The organism is Pseudomonas sp. Bout1, assembly GCF_034314165.1.
GTDB lineage: Bacteria > Pseudomonadota > Gammaproteobacteria > Pseudomonadales > Pseudomonadaceae > Aquipseudomonas.
Window position 1 is genome coordinate 2792047 of the sequence record NZ_JAVIWK010000001.1, and the last position, 21757, is coordinate 2813803.

A 21757-nucleotide genomic window follows, 5' to 3' on the forward strand; every position below is an offset into this window, starting at 1 on the left:
TAAGCCCTTATCAAAAAATAATCAGCAGATGGCGAAGTCATAAAAGTGTTGTTTTTGTTATTGGCATCCGTGCTTCTCGCTTATGAATCAGGGTGCTTCGGCCACCTCGCAGATGCTCAGAATGGCCAGGATGTAAACGCGCACCATGTCCAGATAGTCGCGTTTGTGTACGCGCTCATCCGGCATGGTGTTGAACTTGCCGCCAGGGCCGCAGACCACGCCTTGCATGCCCAGGCGTTGGTAAAAGTGCGCGGCGTCGGTGCCGAAATACGAGGGCGGGGTGATGATGCCGGTGGCCTGTGGTTCGCCACGTACCTGCTGATAGGCAGCGTTCACCGCTTTGACGATCGGCGAGTCGTGGGACACCTCGAACGGTGGCATCAGCGGCTGGTTGTCACTGTCATTGATCAGCGTTGCCTGCAGGCCGGGAAACTGCTCGCAGAGCTGGTCGAGCAGGTGTTGCAAGTCTGCCAATACCGATTCCACGGTCTGCCCCGGCGTGTAGCGGGCCGAGCCGCGCAGGCGCAGGAAGTCGGCCACTTGCGGTGGGCGCCACTCTTCAAGGTCACGACCAAGGGCACCACGGATCACGCCGATGTGCCCACGATTGACCTTGGCATGTTCCGGCGAGCGGGCGCCGCTGAAGGTGATCCCGTTGATCTGCGGAATCAGTTGCACGGCGGCGGTGATGACGTCGACTGCTTCTTCGCGCTTGGACAGGTGGCGAGTGTCGCCGGTCAGTTCGATGACGAACATCAGCGAGCCTACGTGCAGGGTCACGGCTTGCAGGTCGGTGGGTTCGGAGTTGATGAAGTAGTCCGCCTTAACCCCTTGTTCGATGGCGGCGATGGTGCCGATGCCACCCTGCAACTCGCCCACCACGTAGGTCAGGACCACGTCGCCCTTGAGCTTGATGCCGGCATCGATCAGGGTTTTCAGCGCGCAGAAATAGGCGGCGTCGCCGGACTTCATGTTCGACACACCGATGCCGTAGATGAACTCGTCATCAATCTTTCCGGCCCACGGGTCTACGGTCCAGCCTTCGGTGACCGGGTTGGTATCAAGGTGCCCGTTGAACAACAGGCTGTGGCCACCGCCCTGGCCCTTCAGGGTGCCGATGGCATTCAGGCGCCCGCCGGGCACCGGCATCAGTTCGGCGTGCAGGCCCAGTTCCTGCATCTGCCCGGCCATGTATTCGGCCAGTTGGCGTTCTTCCGGGGTGGCGCTGTAGCTTTTGTGCTGCACCATGCGCGCGAGAAAATCCAGGCAATACGCCTCGTCAATACGGTCGAGTAGCGCTTCAGGCGTCATCAAATCGGCTCCGGTTCGGTCAGGGGCTGCGGCACTGCGTCGAGCAGGGCGCGGGTGTAGGGGTGAGTGGCTTGGGCGGCCATGCCCACCGCCGGCAGAATCTCCAGCAGGTCGCCGCGGTACATCACGCCGATGCGGTGGGCGATCTGGCGGATCAGGTTGAGGTCATGGGTGATGAACAGGTAGGCGGTGCCGTGCTGGCGCCGCAGTTCCAGCAGCAGCTCGATCACCGTGGCTTGCACCGAGACATCCAGCGCAGCGGTGATTTCGTCGCAGATCACCAGTTCCGGGCGGGCGGCGAAGGCGCGGGCAATCGCCACGCGCTGCTTTTGCCCGCCGGACAACTCATGGGGATAGCGGCTGGCAAAGTCTTCGGGCAGGCGCACCTCGCGCAGCAGGCGGCCGATCGCCTGGACTTCGGTTTCACCCTCGGCCAGGCCGTAGAGGCGCAATGGTCGCGAGAGGATCTGGCCGATGGTCTGGCGTGGGTTCAACGACGCGTCCGGGTGCTGGAAGATGATCTGCACCTTGCGCCGGTAGTCGCGGTTCATCTGCGCCGGGCCGTGGATCGGCGCACCGTCGAAATGCACCGCGCCGGTGAACGGAGTCAAGCCGGTGAGGGCTTTGGCCAGGGTGGATTTGCCGGAGCCGGATTCGCCAATGATGCCAAGGATTTCACCGCGCGCCATGCTCAGGCTCATGTCGCGAGCGCCCATGGATGGCGCCGATTTGCGCCGCAACAGGCTGTCGAGCAGGGTGGGGCGGCCATAGCGCACGTTGAGGTCGCTGACGCGCAACAGCGGTTCGCCGCTGGCGGTAGGTTCGTCCAACAGGCGCTTGTCGGCGGCCGGCACCGCTGCCACCAGGCGTTGGGTATAGGCATCCTTCGGCGCGCTGAAAATCCGCCCGCCACGGGCTTGTTCGACGATGCGTCCCTGGTTGAGCACGCACACCCGGTCAGCCACCCGCGACACCAGCGCCAGGTCGTGGGAGATGTACAGCGAGGCGACCCCGGTTTCTTCCCGCAGGCGGCGGAACAGTTGCAGGATTTGCGCCGAGCTGATCACGTCGAGTGCAGTGGTCGGCTCATCAAAAATCAAACATTGCGGGCGACAGGCAAAGGCCGTCGCAATCAGCACGCGCTGCTTTTCGCCCCCCGAGGCTTCGTGGGGAAAGCGCTTCATCATGGCTGCCGGGTCTTTGAGGTCGACGTCAGCCAGCAGCTGTTCGCCCAGGGCCCAGGCGTCGCGGTAGCTCAGGTTCCGATGGCGGGTGAGGACTTCCACCACCTGCTCGCCCAGGCTCAGGGTCGGGTTGAGGGAGGCGCTGGGGTCCTGGAAGATCATGCCCAGGCGGCCACCGCGCAGTTGTTCGACCTGGCGTTGCGGCATCTGTAGCAGGTTCTCGCCCTGCAAGCTGATGCTGCCGCCGATCTCCCGCGCGTTGCCGGCCAGGTAGCGCATGATTGCCCAGCCGAGGGTGGTCTTGCCCGAGCCGGACTCGCCCACCAGCCCGACCACTTCACCAGCGGCCACGCTGAAGTCGATGTTTTGCAGGACGTGCAGCGCGCCGCCGGGCAATTGATAGTCGAGGCTGTAATCAGCCACTTTCAATACGGTACTCATCAGCGCTGCCCCTTTGGATTGAGGGCATCGCGCAAGCCATCGCCCAACAGATTGAAACCGATCGCCACGGTGGCGATGGCCAGGCCTGGCATGAGCATCATCCACGGTGCCTGGAAGAAATAGCGCCGCGCTTCAGCGACCATCAGGCCCCATTCCGGCTGCGGCGGTTGTGCGCCCAGCCCGAGGAAGCTGAGGGTGGCGAAGAGCATGATGGCGAAGGCCACGCGGATGGTCGCTTCGACGATGATCGGCGCGACGATATTGGGCAGCATTTCGCGCACCACGATGTACACCGTCGATTCTCCACGGGCGATCGCGGCATTCACGTAGTCCTGGCGCCGAGCGGCGAGGGCGACGCTGCGGGCGATGCGCGCCATGCTCGGAACAAAGGCAATGGTGATCGCCAAAACCGCGTTGAAGTCGCTGCGGCCCAGAGTACTGACGATCAGCAGGGCGAACAGCAGGGTGGGGATCGACATCACCGCATCCAGGGTACGCATCAGCGCTTCGTCGATGCGCCCGCCGAGGTAGCCGCTGACGGTGCCCAACAGCGCACCGACCAGCATCGCCATGGCGGTGGCCATGACCGACAGCGAGATTGTTGCGCGGGCGCCGATCAGCAGGCGGCTGAAGATGTCGCGGCCCAGTTGGTCCGTGCCAAACCAGTGCACCAGGCTTGGCGCCTTGTAGCGCGCAAGAATCGAAATGGCTTCCGGGTCGAAGGGCGCCAATGCGGGGCCGGCGCACACCAGCACCACGGCCAGCAGCAGGATCAGGCTGCCCAGCAAACCCTGGGGAGTCGCCAGCAGGCGGTAGAAAACATTACGCATATTGAATTCGCCGGTCTAGATAGGCATAGGCCAGGTCAGCCACGAAGTTGACCAGGCAGTAGGTGGCGGCGAGGATCAGCACGCCTCCCTGAATCGCCGGCAGGTCGCGGGCGGCGACCGCTACCAGCAGTTCGCGGCCGATGCCGGGGATGTTGAAGATCTCTTCGACCACCACAATTCCGCCCAGCAAATAGCCGACATCCAGGGCGACAATGGTGATGGTCGGCAACAAGCCGTTGCGCAACGCATGGCGCAGCAGCACCCGGCGCCGTGACAGGCCCTTGAGGCGTGCGGCGCGGATGTAGTCGGTTTCCAGCACGTCGATCATTTCCGAGCGCACCATGCGCGACACATGGGCGACCATGATCATCGACACCGTCAGCGTCGGCAGGATCAAGTGGCGAATGCCTTCACCGAAATTATCGGCAAGAGGCACATAGCCGGTGGCCGGCAGCAGTTGCCAGAAGTCCGCGAACAGCAGGACCAGCAGCGTGGCCGTCACAAACTCCGGCAATGACACGCCGATGTACGACAGCACACCGATAATCAGGTCCACCGGACGGCCACGGCGCACGGCCGCGACGATGCCCAGCGGGATTGCAATCAGCAGCATCAACAGCAACGAGCAACCCGCCAGTAACAGTGAGCGGCCGAGGGCATCCAGCAGCGAGCCGAGCACCGGCTGGCCGTTGCGCATCGACACGCCGAGGTCGCCGTGCAGCACCGCCATCAGCCAATGGCTGAATTGCACCCAGGCGGGTTGGTCCAGGCCGAGCCTGGCGCGCAGGGCAGCCAGGGCTTCGGGCGTGGCGCTTTGGCCCAGCAGCGTCACCGCCGCATCGGCGGGCAACAGTTGGGTAATCGCGAAGACCAACAGCGAAACGATCAGCAAGGTGTACACCACCAACAGCAATCGCTTGGTCAGGTAAGCAGCAGTCACAGGTTCATCCTCGGGTCATCCGCGCTTCGGAGCGCTGTCGTCAAGCCAGGCCTGGTCCAGACGGAAGACTGCGCCGCGTGGGTGCAGTTGGTAGCCCTGAACATAGGTGCGCTGGGCGGCCAGCACGTCGAAGAAGGTCGGGATCAGCGAGGGCACTTGCTCGTGCATCAACTGTTGCGCTTTGGCGTACAGCGCGCTGCGCTTGACCGGGTCGTCGGTGCCACGGGCGGCGGCCACGGCAGCGTCGAATTCAGCGTTGTTCCAGCGGGTTTCGTTCCATGCTGCATCGGAGGTGTAGAGCAGCGAGAACACCGCATCGGCCGAAGGCTGCATGTTGTAGAAACCGACGTAGAAGTTGCCCTTCTTCCACACCTGGTCCAGGTAGGTGCTGTTGGCCATGGTCGCAACGGTGATGTTGAAACCGGCAGGCTTGGCCATTTCGCGCACGGCAATCCCCAGTTGGGTGCGGGTAGACGGTTTGTCCGAGGCCACCAGGGTGATGTCCAGCCCGTTGGGGTAGCCGGCGTCGGCCAGCAGTTTTTTCGCTTGGGTCAGGTTGGCTTGGCGCAGCTCAATGTCGCTGTAGTAGCGGTAGGCGGCATTCAGCGGCGTGTCGTTGCCCGGTGTGCCAAAGCCTTCTGCGACGAAGTCCACCATGGCCGAACGATCGACGCACAACGACAACGCCTGGCGCACGCGCACGTCATTAAAGGGTGGTTGATCGCAACCCATGTTGATGTTCAGGAACTGCCCGGACGCCACGCGCAGGCCTTTGACGCCATTCGCCTCACTGAGGCGGGTGAATTCGGTGGCCTGGGCCGAGAGCATCAGGTCGATGTCGCCGGACATCAGCGCCGAGCCTTCCGAGGCGGGGTCTGGGTAGACGCGGATTTCGACGCGGTCCAGGTGCGGGCGTTGCGGGTCGTAGAAGTGTTCGTTGCGAGTGACTACCACCATGCGTTCCGGCTCGAACGACACCAGCTTGAATGGGCCGGTGCCGATGGCTTCGCGAGACAGCCGCGTCATGTCGGTTTGCAGGATCGCGGCCGGGACGATCTTGGCGTCCGGGTAGGCAAGGCTTACCGGCAAGTCGGCATAGGGGGCGGTGGTGGTCAGCTTGATGTGCAGGTCGTCCAGCGCCTCGACGCTTTTGATCGGGCCGATATTGCGCAGGCCGGGGGAGGCGGTTTTGGGGTCGAGCACGGCTTGCAGGCTGGCGGCGACGTCTTTAGCGGTGCAGGCGCTGCCATCGTGGAATTTCAGGTTGCCGCGCAGGGTGAAGGTCCACTCGGTGAGGTCGGCGTTATGGCTCCAGGACTGCGCCAGGTCGGGCTCGGCTTGCATGTCCTGGCTCAGGCGGGTGAGGCCGTTGTAGAGCAGTTCGCTGAGCAAGTACTCGGGGTTGACCCTGGCCAGCAGCGGGTTGAGCATGCCGACCGCCTGGTCGACGCTGATGCGCAAGGTCCCACCTTTTTGCGCGGCCGCAGCGGCCCACAGGGTGCTGGAAAACGGCAGCATGGCGGCGCCGGTGACGATGGCGGAAGTGGTCAGGAAGCGACGGCGATTCAGCCTGAAGACGGTATTCATGGCAATACTCCACATGGCAATGAGAGAAGCGTGGGGCAGCTACGTAAAAAAAGCCGATGACCAGTCTTGGCGCCAGTCTTCGGGGGGGTATTTTGCTCAGCCAGGCTGGGCGGTGGTGCTCGATTGCGGGATGAAATCTTCAGCCAGGTAGGCCAGGATCGATTGCGCCAGGGCGACCAGGTCGCTGCGCGTGGTGTATTCGTCGGCGGCATGGATCTGGCTTTCCGGGCGTATCAGCCCGCCCAGCAGGATTTCCTGAATCCCGGCTTGCTGGACCCAGCCCATGTCCGAGCTGCTGGACGAGCCGTAGCACTGGAATTGCTCCTGGGTAAAACCGAAGCCAACTCCCAGCGCCGCCTGCCAGCGTGGCCAGTGCGGCCCGGTGGGGTCGGCGACCGGCGCCAGATGGCCGATCACTTCGTGTTCTACGGACAACGCTTCGGTACCGGCCATGGCCGTGTCGATGCACTGTTGCAGCTCGGCCATCACCGACTCGAACGGTTCCTGGGGCGCGTAGCGGCGATTGATCAATATTTCGAACTGCGCCGGGATGGTCGAGCCCTTGCTGCCGCCGTGAGCTGCGGCCAGGGTCATGCGTGAAATCAGCGGCGCGCCGTTGTAGTGGGGCGGCGCCGGCATCGGCCAACTGCGTTGCTGCACCTGGTGTTTCAGGCTGTTCAGGGCGTTGAGCAGCGGCAGGCTTTGTTCGATAGCGTTAATGGCATCCACCGGTTCGCCGGAATGCGATGAGCGCCCCTTGACGGTAATCTTCAGGTCGATGCTGCCGAAGCAACCCGCCCAGATACGCGGCGCGGCGCCTCCGTTAAAACTGAGGATGTGGCCTTCTACCAGTTGCTGTTCGGCCAGGTAGCGAATGCCGGGGTACAGACCACCTTCTTCATCGGTACACAGCAATAGCGACGGGCAGAAGCGCAGCGGCAGGTTGAAGCGTTGGGCAGCGCGCAGGGCGGCGAGGGTGGCGGCCACGCTGCCTTTCATGTCGGCGGTGCCGCGCCCGATCAGCTTGCCGCCGACTTCAGTCAATTGCAGCGGTGGTTGGGTCCAGCCATCGCCTGGCGGTACGGTGTCGACGTGAAAATACAGGCTGCACACTTCCTGTTGGCCCGGTTGGCGCGCGATCAGGTTGATGCGTTCGCCATGGGCTTCACCGCTGCGGGTCTGCCACAAGGCTTCTGGCACCGTGACGCGGCGGATCTGCAAACCCAGCGGTGCCACCAGCGTTTCCATGAGGTCGGCAAACGCGCCGTAGCCTGCGCCGGGTGGAAAACAGGTGTCGACTGCGATCATTCGTTGCAGATCATCGATCAGCGAATCATGATCCGCCTCGATCGACTCAAGTGCCTGCGTCAGAGCTGCATGGATGGGCATTTTTGGGTCTCGTTGTATTTCTATATAGTTTATAGTTAAGTATCTCGATATTGCCCGTCAAGGAAAAAATATGACCGATAGCAACGCGCCGTCTGCGCCTGCCAGTTCTTTTTCGCGCCTGAGCGAGCACGACAGCGCGCCATTGTATGAAGTGGTCAAGCGCCATATCTCGGAAGCGATCCTGATCGGGGAGTGGCCCAGCGGCACGGTGATACCCAGCGAAAATGCCCTGGCCAATGATTTTGGCGTGTCCGTAGGGACTGTGCGGCGTGCGCTGGCGGAGTTGGTGTCGGAGGGGATGCTGATGCGCCGGCGCAAGACCGGCACGGTAGTGACGGGCTGGGCGCCGCTGCATAACCTGCGCTACTTCTTTCAGTATTTCCGTTTGCACAATAAGGAAGGCGCACTGCTGAAATCGCGCACCGCCTTGCTCGATTACCAGCTCGGCGAGGCGACTGCGCTGGACGCGCAAAAGCTGTTGATCGAAGAGGGCAGCCCGGTCTATCGCTTGCACCGCTTGCGCAGCATTGACGGCGTGGCAGCGATGCACGAGCGCTTTACCGTGGTCGCCAGCAAGGTGCCGGACTTCCCTGGCCCCGACGAGTTGCCGGAGCTGCTTTACCGTTACCTGCTTGAGCAGTACGGGCTAAGGGTGGCTGCCGTGCGCGAGCAACTGACTGCGGGGTTGGCCAATGAGGAGGATTGCCGCCTGCTGGAACTGACCGCGCCACACGCGGTGATGATTATCGACGCAGTATCGTTCGATCAGGCTGCAACGCCGGTGATGATGACCCACCAGCGTGTCAGCACTGAGCACTTCATGTATGTTAACGAAATACGCTAAGGAAGCTGCGGCTGCTTGAGCCGCATTGCTGGAGTCGTGCAGCTGAGATTTCTCGAACGGCCATTCTCACCGCTTTGGCGATCACGCTCAGTCAGTCACGCAAGGCCCGCGAACGGGAAAGGCACGTCAAGCGCCTGGAAGGGCGCATGGCGGTAATGCGCACCGTGCAGCAGGCCAAAATAATCCTCATCGAAACCCAGGGCATGTCGGAGACCGACGCCTACAACGCGTTGCGAGATCAAGCCATGGCCAAACGCGAGCCGGTGGAAAAAATCGCTGAAGCGCTGGTCAAGGCCCACGAGTTGCGGGCCTGGTTTCGGCTGGTGCGGGTGCTCTGTTACTGGCGTGTTAAGTTAATTTCTTGAGTTAGTACGCCAGTAGTACAACTCGCTAATGAGACCCGATTGGCTATGGGCTGTTTTTTTGCCACCACTGAACATCCCTCGGTATCTGCAGACTTCGTCGTCTGCTGAAACAACAACGCCGGCAAATGCCGGCGTTGTTGTTTCAACGCTTATCCTCAGCGAAACGCCGGCACCACGTGCTTGATAAACAGCTCCAGGGACTTTTTCTTCTCTGCGTGGGGCAGGCTGTTGTCACACCAGAAGCTGAACTCGTCCACTCCCAGTTCCTGGTAGTACCGGATGCGCGGGATGATTTCTTCCGGCGTGCCAATCATCGCGGTCTTGTGCAGGCTTTCCAGTTCGAACTCCGGGCGGGCGGCGAATTTTTCTTCCGGGCTCGGCTCGAGGAAGCCGTTGACCGGCACGGTCTTGTTGCCGAACCAGGCATCGAAGGTGCGATAAAACCGGGCGATCGCCTTGGCCCCGACTTTCCAGCCTTCAGGGTCGTCCACCGCATGCACGTGGGTGTGGCGCAGCACCATCAGTTGCGGGCGTGGCACATCCGGGTTGTTGTCCAGCGCTGCCTGGAACTTGTTCTTCAGGTCGAGGACTTCTTCGTCGCCCTTCATCAACGGGGTCACCATGACGTTGCAGCCGTTAGCCACCGCAAAGTTATGCGAGTCTGGGTCGCGCGCGGCAATCCACATCGGCGGGTTGGGCTGCTGGATCGGCTTGGGCACGCTGGTGGAAGTCGGGAACTTCCAGATGTCACCGTCATGGGCGTAGTCGCCTTTCCACAGTGCACGCACCACCGGCACCATCTCGCGCAGGGCTTGGCCACCGCTAGATGCGGGCATGCCGCCGGCCATGCGGTCGAACTCCACCTGGTAGGCGCCACGGGCCAGGCCGACTTCCATGCGCCCGTTACTGATAACGTCGAGCAGCGCGCATTCGCCCGCTACCCGCAACGGGTGCCAGAACGGCGCGATGATGGTGCCGGCGCCCAGGTGAATGGTCGTGGTCTTGGCCGCGAGGTAAGCCAGCAGCGGCATCGGGCTGGGCGAGATGGTGTATTCCATGGCGTGGTGTTCGCCAATCCAGACGGTGCTGAAACCACCGGCTTCGGCCATCAGGGTCAGTTCGGTCAAGTCTTCGAACAACTGGCGATGGCTGACACTTTCATCCCAGCGTTCCATGTGCACGAACAGGGAAAATTTCATGACGCTTACCTCGGATCTATTGTGATCGGCCTGTCGACTGCGGCCCTTAAGTGCTCTCGCCAATGTGAAGCGTGCCAGTAATGACGGCTATTCGGCGGATTGATTGTTGGTATACCATAATACGGAATATCCGCAAAACTTTTCTCTCCAACGGTCGCACACTCACCTCACAAGGAAGGCGAGCTAGATGAACATAAAACAAAAATTGATCCTGGCGTTTGCGGTGATCGCCAGCCTACCGGTCATTCTGGTGGCTGTGATGATCATCCTCAACGTGCGCCATGAGGCACGTGACGGCTTTATCGACGGCAGCGAACGTGAGATTCGCCAGGTCGACAACGCCATGCAGCTGTTCTTTGAAGGCATCAGCCAGAATGTCGCGTACCTGGCGGCGCACCCGCAGTTGCAGAGCATTAATGGCGACGTGAAACGCTATCTGGCCAGCGACGCGGCGCAGGTCGCGCCCGGCGAGCGCGACCAGCAGCTGTTCAAGCTGTTCGAGGGCTTGGCCAAAAGCCATGCGGCCTACACCTACTTGTCATTGGGTACCGAAGACGGCGGTTATGTGTTCTGGCCCGGCGACCCCAAGCTTGCCGGTTACGACCCGCGCACCCGGCCCTGGTACAAGACGGCCATGGCGCACCCGGGCACCACGCTGCGCACCGAAGCCTATTACTGGGCTGCCGATGACGTGGTGCTGGTCAGCACCGTGCAAAGCTTCAACGATCGCCAGGGCAAGGCCGGCGGGGTGGTGAACATCGATGTGTCCCTCAAGCAACTGACCGACCTGGTCAAACAGATCAAGTTGGGTGACAGCGGCTACCTGATGTTGATGGAGGCCAATAACACGGTGCTGGTGGACCCGAATGACCCGTCCCACAACTTCAAAAAACTCAGTGAGTTGGGCGAGGGTTACCGGCAGTTGAGCGAGGCCGGCCAAGGCTTGGTGCAGGTCGAGTTGGCCGGGGAACGCTACATGGCGTTTGTCTGGCCGTCGAAGGCGTTGGGCTGGCGGTTCGTTGGGGTAGTGCGCGAAAGCGAGGTGATGGCCGGCGCGGCGCGCCTCACCTGGCTGATCGCGGCGATCGCGCTGGTATGCGCCGTGTTGTTTGCCGTGGTGGGTGCCTGGTTTGCCGGGCTGATCGTCAAGCCGATTCGTGGCGTGGCCAGCGGCCTGGAAGGCATCGCCCAGGGCGAAGGCGACCTGACGGCGCGCCTGCCGGTAAAGGGCCGCGACGAGACGGCGCAACTGGCCGGCTGGTTCAACCAGTTCCTCGAAGCGATCCGTACGCTGATCCAGCGCATCGGCCAGGCCGCCGGGCAGATCCACAGCAGCTCGGGAAGCGCCATGGAGGTCTCGGTGGAAATGGCCGAAGTCGCCTCGCGCCAACGCGAAGCCGTGGACATGGTGTCCACCGCGTTTCATGAAATGGTCGCCACTTCCAATGAGGTCGCGCGTTCCTGCAGCCAGGCCGCCGATTCGGCCGACAACGGCCAGCGCCAGGCGCACACCGGCCAGCAGCAGATCGACGCGGCGGTAAACAGCGTAGGGCGCCTGAGCGAAGAAATCGGCCATTCTGCCCAGTCCATGGAGCAACTGGAAAAAGACAGTAACGACATCCAGTCGATCCTCGGCACCATCCGTTCCATCGCCGAGCAGACCAACCTGCTGGCGCTGAACGCCGCCATCGAAGCAGCGCGTGCCGGTGAACAGGGCCGTGGTTTTGCCGTGGTGGCGGACGAAGTGCGCGCCCTGGCCAAGCGCACCTCGGACTCCACCGGCGAGATCGACGGGCTGCTGGGCAACCTGGCGCGGCGCACTCATCAGATGGGCAAGCAGATGCATGCCAGCCTGGAGGTTTCCCAGGAAACGGTGGTGTCGATCAACGAGGCACGGGCCAGCTTTGGGTTGATTCGCGAGTCGGTGGACGTGATCCGCGACATGAACACGCAAATTGCCACGGCCGCCGAAGAGCAGCACCAGGTGGCTGAAGACATCAATCGGCATATCAGCCAAATTCACGGGGATGCGCAGTTGGTGGCGAGCCTGGCCGATTCCACGCGCCAGGATGCGCAGCAATTGACGGCGTTGTCGCAGACGTTGAATCAGTTGGTCAGCCGTTTTCGTACCTGACAACAGATGGAACTGACACACAGCAATCCAAATGTGGGAGGGGGCTTGCCCCCTCCCACATTGCCCACATTGGATTCAGGTGTTGCTTAGGCCGGCATGGGCAACGCGCCCATCTTGCCGTGGCAATACACCAGTGGCCCGGCGTTCTGCTGGGGCACGATCAGGTTCTTCACCGAACCGACCATGATCGCGTGGTCACCGCCTTCGTATTCACGCCACAACTCGCATTCGATCACCGCCGTGGCATTGGCCAGTATCGGGTTGCCCCGTTCGCTCAAGGTCCATTCGATGCCCTGCGCCTTGTCTTTGCCCTTGCGCGCAAAGGCATAGGCTTCGCTCTGCTGCCCGCCGGACAGCACATGAATGGCAAAGCGTTTGTTCTTGATCAGCACCGGGTAGGAATCGGAGCTGTAGTTGGGGCAAAACAGCACCAGGGCTGGGTCCATGGACAACGAGCTGAAAGCGCTGGCGGTCAGACCGACAATTTGCCCGTCGTCATCGAGCGTGGTGATCACGGTGACCCCGGACGGGAACGAGCCCATCACTTGTTTGTAGATGGCGGCGTCGATCATGGGACAGTCCTCTTGAGGTGGAGTGGGGACGGCAAAGCGGGTTTTATGATTTTGTAGGTCTGATGGTATACCGTAATACAATCAAATCAAGAGCTTTTTAAAACCGCCGACAAACGTTGGCCTTTGGTCTTATAACCAATAAATACGGGGGTTAAGGCGAGAATAGGTGAAGGGGCATGTGGCACAATTACGGATCAGATGCAGCTTGAGACTACGGATCAGTCTTGTGAAAATGTTGGAATACCATAATATGGTGTTCATCTGAGGGGCGGCCAGAGAGCGCCCCCGGTTTGGCGTCAAACAACTATAAGATCAGACCAACGCGAGTGCATTTCCATGCCCCAAATGTCCCGGCAAGACCCCCTGATCGAGAATCACACGGTCGATTACGTCCCCCTCGCGGAGCGCCATGGAAAGGCCCGCGACCTGTTCACCTTATGGTTCAGCACCAACATTGCACCGCTGCCCATCGTCACCGGCGCCATGGTGGCCCAGGTGTTCCATCTCAACCTGGTGTGGGGGCTGCTGGCGATTGCCCTCGGGCACCTGCTCGGCGGCATCGTGATTGCCCTCGCCTCGGCCCAGGGCCCGCGCATGGGCATCCCGCAGATGGTGCAGAGCCGGGGCCAGTTCGGGCGTTTCGGCGCACTGCTGATCGTGTTTTTCGCGGCGCTGATCTACATCGGCTTTTTTATCTCCAACATCGTGCTGGCCGGTAAGTCCATCGTCGGCATCGTGCCGTCCGTGCCGGTGCCGGCCAGCATCCTGATTGGCGCGCTCAGTGCCACCGCCATCGGCGTGATCGGCTACCGCTTTATCCATACACTGAACCGCATCGGCACCTGGGTGATGGGCAGCGCATTGCTGGCGGGCTTTCTCTACATTTTTGCCCATGACCTGCCGGCAGACTTCCTCACCCGTGGCGGCTTCAACCTGGCCGGCTGGCTGGCGACGGTGTCGTTGGGGGTGATCTGGCAAATCAGCTTTTCGCCCTATACCAGTGACTATTCGCGCTACCTACCGGCGGATATCGGCATCACCCGGCCCTTTGTCGCCACCTACCTGGGCGCCACCCTCGGCACCATTTTGTCGTTCTCCTTTGGCCTGGTTGCCGCCCTGGCAACGCCCGAAGGCACTGAAGCGATGGTCGCGGTCAAGCAGGCCACAGGCACGCTTGGGCCGATCCTGATGGTGCTGTTCCTGCTCAATATCATCAGCCACAACGCCCTGAATCTGTACGGTGCGGTGCTGTCGATCATCACGTCGATCCAGACCTTCGCCAGCCACTGGACGCCCAGCATCAAGGTGCGCGTGATGCTGTCCAGCGTGGTACTCGCCGGTTGCTGTGTGGTGGCGTTGGGCGCGTCGGCGGACTTCATCTCGCAGTTCATCGGCCTGATCCTCGCGCTGCTGGTGGTGCTGGTGCCGTGGGCGTCGATCAACCTGATCGACTTCTACCTCATCAAGCGTGGCGCCTATGACATTGCCTCGATCTTCCAGGCGGACGGCGGGATCTACGGGCGCTTTAACCTGCATGCGATCGTGGCGTATTTCATCGGCATCATCGTGCAACTGCCGTTTGCCAATACGTCGCTGTATGTGGGGCCTTACGCCAACCTGGTGGAAGGCGCAGACCTGTCGTGGCTGGTGGGGTTGGTGGTGACGTGCCCGTTGTATTACTGCCTGGCGACACGTCAACGCACGCAAAAGGTCAGGGCGGCGAGGTTGGGCTATACCGACTGACCCTGGCGAGTGCCGCGCGGTCCAAATGTAGGAGCGAGCAAGCCCGCTCTCACATTTTTGGTCGGGGTCGACTTCAAACCCGCTGCATATTCAGAGCACATTACCCCCGCCAAACTCCTCCAATGCATCCAGCAGTGCACTCATGAAGTATTCCTTCGAGGCGCGATCCCACAGGATATGAAACGCCGGTGCATCCACACTGCCCGAGTGGATGACGATCGCATTGGCCCGCGCCACCGACGTCTGCGCCACTGCCCCCGGCTTGAAGGCCGCAGCGCTGAGGTCGACACCACAGAGCTTCGCCATCACCTGGGCAATCACATCGCCGCTGAGCAATACGCAGGCGTGGCTGTCCTGGCGGGGCAGCAGGTAGTTGGCGCGGTGGTCCAGCTCCCAGCGTGCTTCTTCATCGGCGATGCGCTGGCCTTGGTCCAGCGGGCTGCCCAACACCAGGTATTCACTCTGTGACAGGCGCGCTACCCAACTGCCGTCCGCCTGCGCGGTGGCCTGGTTGGGCGCTTCCGGCAGGCTGAAACCGCGCGCGCTCAGGTACTCGGCGCTCTGGCTGCCGCGAAAGCCAACCCTTGGCAGGTCGGTCTGGTCGACCAGGCGGCATGGCGGCGTGAATATCTCGTGTGCTTTCAGACTGGTCATGGCTTAACCCTCCTGGCGTTGGTTGGTAGGGTCGAAAAAGGGCAGTGGCACCACCTCGGCCTGGACGACAATGCCGCCCTCGACGCGAATCGGAATCCGCTGCCCCGGCGTGCTCTGGTCGATACCGGCATAGGCCAGGCCGACTATTTTGCCCAGGGAGCTTGAGTACTCGCAGGAGGTGACATTGCCGCTGATGTCCGGGCCGTTAAGCACCAGGTGGCCTTCCAGCGGTTGCACGCTGCCCTGGGGCAAGGTGAAACCCACCAGTTTGCGTTTCAACGGCTGGGCTTCGAGGATGTCCACCGAGCGGCGGCCGACGAAGAATGGCTTGTTGCGGCTCACCGCCCAGCCCATGTCGATTTCTGCCGGGTGGGTCATGCCGTCGGTGTCCTGGCTGATGATCACGTGGCCTTTTTCCAAGCGCAGCAGGCGTTGGGTTTCGACGCCGAAGGGGCGAATCTCATGGGCTTTGCCCGCTGCCATCAATGCATCCCAGAGCGCCAGGCCATGGCGTGCAGGCACGTGGATTTCATAGCCCAGCTCGCCGACAAAACCCACCCGCAGCAAGCGGGCCTTGATCCCGGCGACGGTGCCCTGGCGTACACCCAGATACGGAAAACCTTCGGCGCTCAGGTCGAGGTCGGTGCACACCTGCTCCAGCACTTTGCGCGAATCCGGCCCGGCGACGTTCACGGCACAAATCGCAGCGGTGACGTTGGCCACATCCACGTCCAGGCGCCATTGTGCATTCCACTTGAGCATTTGCTGGTAGATCCGGTCGACGCCGCTGGTGGTGGCGGTGACGTAGAAGTGGTTGTCGCCAAGCCGCGCGCACACGCCATCGTCGATGACTACGCCGTGCTCATTGGTCATCAGTGCATAGCGGGAACGGCCCACCGGCTGCTTGAGAAACGCGAAGGTGTACATCCGGTTAAGCAATTCGGCGGCGTCCGGGCCGCGTACATCCAGGCCGCCCAGGGTCGATACATCGATCAGGCCGACCTTGTTGCGCACATGCAGGGCTTCGGCCTGCATGCATGCCTCGCGGTCCTGGGGTTTGCCGTAATACGCCGGGCGTTGCCAGATGCCGGCGGGCATCATCTTCGCCCCTGCCTGCAGGTGCCTGGCATGCATCGGTGTTTGACGGTAAGGGTCGAAGGCGCGCCCGGCGACGTGCGCCAGTTTTTCCGCCACAAACGGCGGCCGCGCGGTGGTCACTCCGGTTTCACTGATGTTGCGTTGGGTGGCCCACGCCACCAGCCGCGCTGTGGGCAGTGCCGAGTGGCGGCCCTGGGACGGGCCCATGCCCACGGTGGAGTAGCGTTTGACCAGTTGCACGTCGCGGTAACCGATGCGGGTGGCGTTGACGATATCCGCCACTTGCAGGTCCTCGTCGAAGTCGACGAAATCCTTGCCTTTGGGGTGCGGGAAGATCGGCCAGTTGAAATTCACCTGGGCTTCGCTGCGCAACGGCAACTGAGGGCTGGCGGTACTCAAGCCGAGGGCAAGCACACTGTTGGCCGCGGCATTGGTTGCGTCCACCAATACGTTGTCCAACTGATGCCGACCGTGGACGGAGCCCGCCACGTTCAGGTTGTGCGGCAAACCGCTGAGGCTGAACGCTGCGCGCTGGTCGTCGTAAGCCAGCTTGCCGCCGGCCTGGCACAGCAGTTGATAGACCGGCATGTAGCCGGCCGACATGCACAACAGGTCGCAGTCAATCAGTTGCCCACTGTCGCTGACCTGGCCCTGGCCGGTGATCTGGCGTACGTCGACGCCCTTCACGTGGCGCATGCCCTTTTCATGCAAGGCCTCGAACACTGTGCTGTTGGTCAGGCAACGGATGTTGCGCAGGGCCAGCGCGGCTGGCAGCGCTTTGTCGGCGGGGGCCTGGCGCAGGTCGATCACGGCAGCCACCTGCACGCCCTGGTCGTGCAGGTCGAGGGCTGCGAGGTAACCGTCATCGTTGCCGGTCAGCACCACGGCACGTTTGCCGGGCTTGACCGCGTACAGCTTCATCAGGCGTTGCGCGGCACTGGTGAGCATTACGCCCGGCAAGTCGTTATTGCGAAAGATCACCGGCTGGTCGAAGGAGCCGCTGCACACCAGGCACTGGCGCGCGCGCACCTTGTACATCCGCTTGCCCTGGATCACCGGCAGGTAGTTGTCGGTGAACCAGGCGTTGCAGGTGGCCTCGGTGAGCACCTGGATATTGGCGTGTTGCTGCACCGCGCCGAGCAGTTCGCGGCGCAGGGATTCGGCGCGCGTGCCCTCGATATCGAAGCGGGCATAGGCCAGCGAACCGCCCAGGATCGGCTGCTGCTCGATCAGTAATACCTTGGCCCCGGCATTCGCGGCGGTGAGGGCCGCCTGCAAACCGGCGGGGCCGGCGCCGATCACCGCAAGGTCGGTAAACAGGTAGGCCTTGTCGTAGTGCTCGGGCTGGAACTTCAGGTCGAGCACACCCAGGCCGGCTTTTTTGCGGATGATCGGTTCCCAGACCTTCCACATGCCCTTGGGCTTGTAGAACGAGCGGTAGTAGAACCCCACCGGCATGAATTTGGAGAACTTGCCCAGGTAGGCATCGCGGTCGTTGTCCAGCGAGCCGTTGACGTTCTGCGCGCTCACCTGCAAGCCGCCAGACAAGGGGTGGGCGTCGGCCAGCACGTTCGGCTCCTGGGGCAACTGCACCAGGCTGTTGGCGTCCTGGCCGGCCATGGTCAACGGGCCGCGCGGGCGGTGGTATTTGAACGAGCGGGAGATCAGGAAGCGCCCGTTGGCCAACAGCGCGCTGGCGATGCTGTCGCCTTGCAAGCCCTGGTAGCGTTGGCCGTCGAAGCTGAAGTCGAGCAACTGATCGCGCTGGATCAGCAAGCCCATGGGGGCGGGTAGGCGGTTCATCCGGCGATCTCCTGGGCGGTGTTGAAGTCGACGCGAGTACTGAACAGTTCCTTGGGGTCGAAGGTGCGCTGGATCTCATCGGTGACGGTGTGGCGCTCGGCGAGGAACCAATAGCTCGATGGCGTGTGCATCCACCATTCGCGCACTACGCCGGCAAGGTTGTCGGTGTTGAACACGTAGTCGGCCCATTCGGCATCGCTGCAGTTCACCGGGTCGGGCATGGGCTTGAACTCGCCGCCGTAGGTGAACTCGCTGATATTGCGCGGCCCGTTGAGCGGGCAAATCATGATTTTCATAGTCTGCTCTGCGCTTAGTGACTGGCCGCCGTGGCGCCCATTTCGTTGACTTGCTGGAAGGTCGAGAAACGCTCCAGGCCAAAGGGCTTGATCAGCTGCGGCACCTTGCCGCCGCTGGCTACCAGCTCGGCCATGGTCTTGCCGCAGATGGGCGTGGCCTTGAACCCCCAGGTGCCCCAGCCGGCGTCGAGGTAATAATTTTTCACTGGCGACAGGCCCATGATCGGGCTGTAGTCGGGCGTCATGTCGGTGATCCCGGCCCATTGGCGCATCAACTTGGCGTTGGCCAAAAACGGGAACATCTCGATGGCGTGGGCCAGCAGGCTTTCCTTCAGGTCCAGGGTCGAGCGCGTGTTGAACAATGGGTAAGGGTCGGAACCGCCACCAAATACCACTTCGCCCCGGCTGGTTTGCTGCACATAGCAGTGCAGGGCCGAGGAACTCACCAGCGGGTCGAGAAACGGTTTGAACGGCTGGGTCACCATCGCCTGCAGCGGGAAGGTCTGGATCGGCGAGCGGATGCCGGCCTTGGCCATCAGCAGCGAACTGTGCCCGGCAATCGCCTGCACCGCGCAACCACACTTGATCGTGCCGCGATTGGTCTTGACCGCCGTGATCGCGCCGTTTTCGATGATCAGGTCCTGCACTTCGGTCAGTTGGTGGATCTCCACGCCGCGTTTGGCTGCTTGCTTGGCGTAACCCCAGGCCACGGCGTCATGGCGCGCGGTGGCGCCGTCGATGTGCCAGAGCCCGGCGATCACCGGCAAGTGGCCGGGGTCGAGGTTGAGGCTGGGCACCAGTTCACGGATCTGTTGGCGGTCGATCATCTCGGTACGCCCGCCAAAGTGCTTGTTGACCTCGGCGCGCTGGCGGAACGAACGCACGGTGGCATCGGTATGCGCGAGGGTCAGCTGACCGCGCTCGGAGTACATGATGTTGAAGTCGAATTCGTTGGACAGCGACTGGAACATCTTCACCGATTCGGCGTAGAAACGTACGCCCTCGCTGGTCAGGTAATTGGAGCGAATCACCGCGGTATTGCGCGCCGTATTGCCGCCGCCCAGGTACGATTTTTCCAGCACGGCAATGTTGGTGATGCCGTGGTACTTGGCCAGGTAGTAAGCGGTGGCGAGGCCATGGCCGCCGGCACCGATGATCACCACGTCGTAGCTGGCCTTGAGTTCCTTGGGCGGTGGCAGATCCACATCCACCGGGTATTCCGAGCTCAGTCCGTATTTCAATAGATTGAATGGCATACGGCCTCCGATTGGCTGCGTAGGGCGTGGTGTTGCGCGAGGGCTGCGGTCACGGTGTTTTTCATCAGGAAGGCGATGGTCATCGGGCCCACGCCGCCGGGCACCGGGGTGATGGCCGCGACATGGGGCAGGGCGCTGTCGAAATCGACATCGCCCACCAGGCGGCTGCGGCCTTCGTCGTCAATGCGGTTGATCCCGACGTCGATCACCACCGCGCCGGGCTTGAGCCAGCCGGCATCGATCAAGCGCGGGCGGCCTACAGCGGCGATCACGATGTCGGCCTGTCGGCACAACGCTTGTGCATCCTGGCTGCGCGAATGCAGTACCGTTACCGAACAGTCTGCCTTGAGCAGCAGGGCGGCCATGGGTTTGCCGACGATGTTCGAGCGGCCGACGACCACCGCATGTTTACCGCGCAAATCGCCCAGGGTTTGCTCCAGCAAATACAGGCAACCGCTGGGGGTGCAGGGCGTCAACACCGAGCGGCCCTGACTGAGCCCGCCGACGTTCTGGCTGTGAAAACCGTCCACGTCCTTGTCTGGCGCGATGGCTTCCAGGGCGCGTAATTCGTCCATTTGCGCCGGCAGCGGCAGTTGCAGGAGGATCCCGTTGATCGCCGGGTTGGCGTTCAACTCGCCGATCAGGATCAGCAACTGTTCGGTGCTGGTGTCGCTGGGCAACCGGTGCTCGAGGGAGCGAATGCCCACCTCTTCGGCACGCAGGATCTTGTTGCGCACGTAGACCTGGCTGGCCGGGTCAGCGCCCACCAGGATCACCGCCAGGGCCGGTTCAATGTCGTGCTCGCGCAGGCGCGCCACATCTTCGCGCACTTGCAGCAGCACCCGGGCGGCAGCGGCTTTGCCGTCGATCAGTTTATGGGCGCTCACCGGAACACCACCGTTCTGTCCTGGTTGAGGAATACGCGGTGTTCCAGGTGGTACTTGACCGCCTTGGACAGGGCCACGGTTTCGGTGTCGCGGCCGATGGCGACCAGGTCGTCGGGTTTGTACACGTGGTCTACGCGCTGTACTTCCTGTTCGATGATCGGGCCTTCATCGAGGTCGCTGGTGACGTAGTGCGCCGTGGCGCCGATCAGCTTCACCCCGCGCTGATAGGCCTGGTGGTAGGGTTTTGCGCCTTTGAAGCCGGGCAGGAATGAGTGGTGAATGTTGATCGCTCGCCCCGACAGTTGCCGGCACAGGTCGTCGGACAGGATTTGCATGTAGCGCGCCAACACCACCAGTTCGGTGCGGGTGTCGTCGACGATTTTCATCAGTTCGGCTTCCTGGGCGGCTTTGTTGTCCTTGGCCACGGGCAGGTAGATAAAGCGGATGCCCTCGCGCTCGGCCATGGGCCGCAGGTCGAGGTGGTTGGAGACGATGGCGGTGATGGTCATGTCCATCTCGCCCTTGTGGTAGCGGTAGAGCAGGTCGGTGAGGCAGTGGTCGAATTTGCTGACCATCAGCATTACGCGCATGGGTTCGCGGGTGTCGTGCAGTTCCCATTGCATGTCGAATGCTTTGGCGATGTCGGTGAAACCGGCCTTGATCTGTTCGAGGTCGCCGGGGTGGCCGTCATTGAAGCGGAACACCGCGCGCATGAAGAAGCGGCCGCTGAAGTCGTCGTCGAATTGCGCCATCTCCCCGATGTAGCAAGCGTTGTCTGCCAGGTAGGTGGTCACGGCTGCGACGATGCCGGACACCGCAGGGCAGGTGACCTTGATGATGAAGTGGTTTTTTTCGTGTTGCATGACACGTCCTCGGGATGATGGCGGCAGTTCATCGCATAGCGAAAAATGTCTGAGGACAGCTGGCTCGTTCCTTGAGCGCGTTTTCTTGTGGGGAATAAAATATTCCTGAAGTGGCTTTATAGGGGAATGGGGGCGGGGAGTCTAGGGGTTTGGGAAAGTTTTTTAACTGAGGGGAAAGTTTTTGCCGGGGCTTTTGGTGGGTATATCCGTTGTTCAGGTAACGGCGGCTTATGGTTTAGCTCTTACAGCGACTCACTTTGGAAAAGCCCCAAAGCAAGCAAAGGGCTCTGCCCCGCCTGTCGGCACCTCGCTGTGGCTCGGTGTGCCCTCGGGCTGAATGGGGCAGTCAGATCGAGATCAA

The 21757-nt window shown here is 62.0% G+C and carries 16 protein-coding genes and 3 pseudogenes; 5 read left to right on the forward strand and 14 right to left on the reverse strand.

Annotated features, from left to right (window positions below):
- Nucleotides 1-87: 87 nt before the first annotated feature.
- From RGV33_RS13030 to RGV33_RS13055, 6 genes are all read right to left on the reverse strand, one after another.
- Complete coding sequence (locus RGV33_RS13030; RefSeq protein ID WP_322144572.1) at nucleotides 88-1311, reverse strand: M20 family metallopeptidase; 1224 nt, start codon at nucleotides 1309-1311, stop codon at nucleotides 88-90.
- Nucleotides 1311-2936, reverse strand: a complete 1626-nt coding sequence (nikE, locus tag RGV33_RS13035) for an ABC transporter ATP-binding protein (RefSeq protein ID WP_322144573.1) — start codon at nucleotides 2934-2936, stop codon at nucleotides 1311-1313. Before nikE ends, RGV33_RS13030 begins: the two co-directional genes overlap by 1 nt.
- The gene (locus tag RGV33_RS13040; RefSeq protein WP_322144574.1) at nucleotides 2936-3766 is read right to left on the reverse strand and encodes an ABC transporter permease; all 831 of its coding nucleotides are present in this window, start codon (nucleotides 3764-3766) and stop codon (nucleotides 2936-2938) included. The genes nikE and RGV33_RS13040 overlap by 1 nt, the downstream gene beginning before the upstream one ends.
- Nucleotides 3759-4706 carry an ABC transporter permease gene (locus RGV33_RS13045; RefSeq protein ID WP_322144575.1) on the reverse strand — a complete coding sequence of 316 codons (948 nt, stop codon included), beginning with the start codon at nucleotides 4704-4706 and terminating at the stop codon, nucleotides 3759-3761. Before RGV33_RS13045 ends, RGV33_RS13040 begins: the two co-directional genes overlap by 8 nt.
- 15 nt (nucleotides 4707-4721) lie before the next feature.
- On the reverse strand, nucleotides 4722-6293 hold the full coding sequence (locus RGV33_RS13050; protein ID WP_322144576.1) for an ABC transporter substrate-binding protein: 1572 nt from the start codon (nucleotides 6291-6293) through the stop codon (nucleotides 4722-4724).
- Nucleotides 6294-6389: 96 nt separating this feature from the next.
- A complete protein-coding gene (locus RGV33_RS13055) occupies nucleotides 6390-7682 on the reverse strand; it encodes a M20 family metallopeptidase (RefSeq protein WP_322144577.1) in 1293 nt (430 codons plus the stop codon).
- A gap of 70 nt (nucleotides 7683-7752) precedes the next feature.
- Here RGV33_RS13055 and RGV33_RS13060 point away from each other — a divergent pair, with 70 nt between their 5' ends.
- Together RGV33_RS13060 and RGV33_RS13065 are read left to right on the forward strand one after the other, a co-directional pair.
- On the forward strand, nucleotides 7753-8526 hold the full coding sequence (locus RGV33_RS13060; protein WP_322144578.1) for a GntR family transcriptional regulator: 774 nt from the start codon (nucleotides 7753-7755) through the stop codon (nucleotides 8524-8526).
- Nucleotides 8527-8588: 62 nt separating this feature from the next.
- Nucleotides 8589-8891 (forward strand): annotated as a pseudogene (locus RGV33_RS13065) (ANTAR domain-containing response regulator); the annotation flags it as partial.
- A gap of 155 nt (nucleotides 8892-9046) precedes the next feature.
- Here RGV33_RS13065 and RGV33_RS13070 read toward each other — a convergent pair.
- Nucleotides 9047-10090 carry an LLM class flavin-dependent oxidoreductase gene (locus RGV33_RS13070; RefSeq protein ID WP_322144579.1) on the reverse strand — a complete coding sequence of 348 codons (1044 nt, stop codon included), beginning with the start codon at nucleotides 10088-10090 and terminating at the stop codon, nucleotides 9047-9049.
- Between the two features lie 343 nt (nucleotides 10091-10433).
- Between RGV33_RS13070 and RGV33_RS34250 the strand changes: the two are divergent.
- Nucleotides 10434-11366 (forward strand): annotated as a pseudogene (locus RGV33_RS34250) (cache domain-containing protein); the annotation flags it as partial.
- A gap of 261 nt (nucleotides 11367-11627) precedes the next feature.
- Nucleotides 11628-12224: pseudogene (locus tag RGV33_RS34255) on the forward strand (methyl-accepting chemotaxis protein); the annotation flags it as partial.
- A gap of 86 nt (nucleotides 12225-12310) precedes the next feature.
- On the opposite strand, the gene RGV33_RS13080 reads toward RGV33_RS34255, so the two are convergent.
- On the reverse strand, nucleotides 12311-12796 hold the full coding sequence (locus RGV33_RS13080; RefSeq protein ID WP_177089399.1) for a flavin reductase family protein: 486 nt from the start codon (nucleotides 12794-12796) through the stop codon (nucleotides 12311-12313).
- Between the two features lie 336 nt (nucleotides 12797-13132).
- Between RGV33_RS13080 and RGV33_RS13085 the strand changes: the two genes are divergently transcribed.
- On the forward strand, nucleotides 13133-14539 hold the full coding sequence (locus RGV33_RS13085) for a purine-cytosine permease family protein (RefSeq protein ID WP_322144581.1): 1407 nt from the start codon (nucleotides 13133-13135) through the stop codon (nucleotides 14537-14539).
- A gap of 90 nt (nucleotides 14540-14629) precedes the next feature.
- Here RGV33_RS13085 and RGV33_RS13090 read toward each other — a convergent pair whose 3' ends face one another.
- Genes RGV33_RS13090 through purU form a run of 6 tightly spaced genes read right to left on the reverse strand, consistent with a single transcriptional unit; the run spans nucleotide 14630 to nucleotide 21396 of the window.
- Nucleotides 14630-15193, reverse strand: coding sequence for a sarcosine oxidase (locus RGV33_RS13090; protein WP_322144582.1), 564 nt, complete (start codon nucleotides 15191-15193; stop codon nucleotides 14630-14632).
- A 3-nt stretch (nucleotides 15194-15196) separates the two neighbouring features.
- Nucleotides 15197-18094 carry a 2Fe-2S iron-sulfur cluster-binding protein gene (locus tag RGV33_RS13095; RefSeq protein WP_322144583.1) on the reverse strand — a complete coding sequence of 966 codons (2898 nt, stop codon included), beginning with the start codon at nucleotides 18092-18094 and terminating at the stop codon, nucleotides 15197-15199.
- A complete protein-coding gene (locus RGV33_RS13100; RefSeq protein ID WP_322144584.1) occupies nucleotides 18091-18390 on the reverse strand; it encodes a sarcosine oxidase subunit delta in 300 nt (99 codons plus the stop codon). The genes RGV33_RS13095 and RGV33_RS13100 overlap by 4 nt, the downstream gene beginning before the upstream one ends.
- A 14-nt stretch (nucleotides 18391-18404) precedes the next feature.
- Entirely contained in the window at nucleotides 18405-19646 is a 1242-nt protein-coding gene (locus tag RGV33_RS13105; protein WP_322144585.1) for an FAD-dependent oxidoreductase, read from the reverse strand.
- Nucleotides 19628-20533, reverse strand: coding sequence for a bifunctional methylenetetrahydrofolate dehydrogenase/methenyltetrahydrofolate cyclohydrolase FolD (gene folD, locus RGV33_RS13110; protein WP_322144586.1), 906 nt, complete (start codon nucleotides 20531-20533; stop codon nucleotides 19628-19630). Before folD ends, RGV33_RS13105 begins: the two co-directional genes overlap by 19 nt.
- Nucleotides 20530-21396: a formyltetrahydrofolate deformylase gene (gene purU, locus RGV33_RS13115; protein ID WP_322144587.1), complete on the reverse strand. Its 867-nt coding sequence runs from the start codon at nucleotides 21394-21396 to the stop codon at nucleotides 20530-20532. Before purU ends, folD begins: the two co-directional genes overlap by 4 nt.
- Between the last annotated feature and the right edge of the window lie 361 nt (nucleotides 21397-21757).

What these genes read in the sequence shown, in the direction of transcription:
- RGV33_RS13030 (WP_322144572.1), bottom strand. Translation starts at nt 1,311, where the DNA reads ATGACGCCTGAAGCGCTACTCGACCGTATTGACGAGGCGTATTGCCTG.
- nikE (WP_322144573.1), bottom strand. Translation starts at nt 2,936, where the DNA reads ATGAGTACCGTATTGAAAGTGGCTGATTACAGCCTCGACTATCAATTG.
- RGV33_RS13040 (WP_322144574.1), bottom strand. Translation starts at nt 3,766, where the DNA reads ATGCGTAATGTTTTCTACCGCCTGCTGGCGACTCCCCAGGGTTTGCTG.
- RGV33_RS13050 (WP_322144576.1), bottom strand. Translation starts at nt 6,293, where the DNA reads ATGAATACCGTCTTCAGGCTGAATCGCCGTCGCTTCCTGACCACTTCC.
- RGV33_RS13055 (WP_322144577.1), bottom strand. Translation starts at nt 7,682, where the DNA reads ATGCCCATCCATGCAGCTCTGACGCAGGCACTTGAGTCGATCGAGGCG.
- RGV33_RS13060 (WP_322144578.1), top strand. Translation starts at nt 7,753, where the DNA reads ATGACCGATAGCAACGCGCCGTCTGCGCCTGCCAGTTCTTTTTCGCGC.
- RGV33_RS13070 (WP_322144579.1), bottom strand. Translation starts at nt 10,090, where the DNA reads ATGAAATTTTCCCTGTTCGTGCACATGGAACGCTGGGATGAAAGTGTC.
- RGV33_RS13080 (WP_177089399.1), bottom strand. Translation starts at nt 12,796, where the DNA reads ATGATCGACGCCGCCATCTACAAACAAGTGATGGGCTCGTTCCCGTCC.
- RGV33_RS13085 (WP_322144581.1), top strand. Translation starts at nt 13,133, where the DNA reads ATGCCCCAAATGTCCCGGCAAGACCCCCTGATCGAGAATCACACGGTC.
- RGV33_RS13090 (WP_322144582.1), bottom strand. Translation starts at nt 15,193, where the DNA reads ATGACCAGTCTGAAAGCACACGAGATATTCACGCCGCCATGCCGCCTG.
- RGV33_RS13095 (WP_322144583.1), bottom strand. Translation starts at nt 18,094, where the DNA reads ATGAACCGCCTACCCGCCCCCATGGGCTTGCTGATCCAGCGCGATCAG.
- RGV33_RS13100 (WP_322144584.1), bottom strand. Translation starts at nt 18,390, where the DNA reads ATGAAAATCATGATTTGCCCGCTCAACGGGCCGCGCAATATCAGCGAG.
- RGV33_RS13105 (WP_322144585.1), bottom strand. Translation starts at nt 19,646, where the DNA reads ATGCCATTCAATCTATTGAAATACGGACTGAGCTCGGAATACCCGGTG.
- purU (WP_322144587.1), bottom strand. Translation starts at nt 21,396, where the DNA reads ATGCAACACGAAAAAAACCACTTCATCATCAAGGTCACCTGCCCTGCG.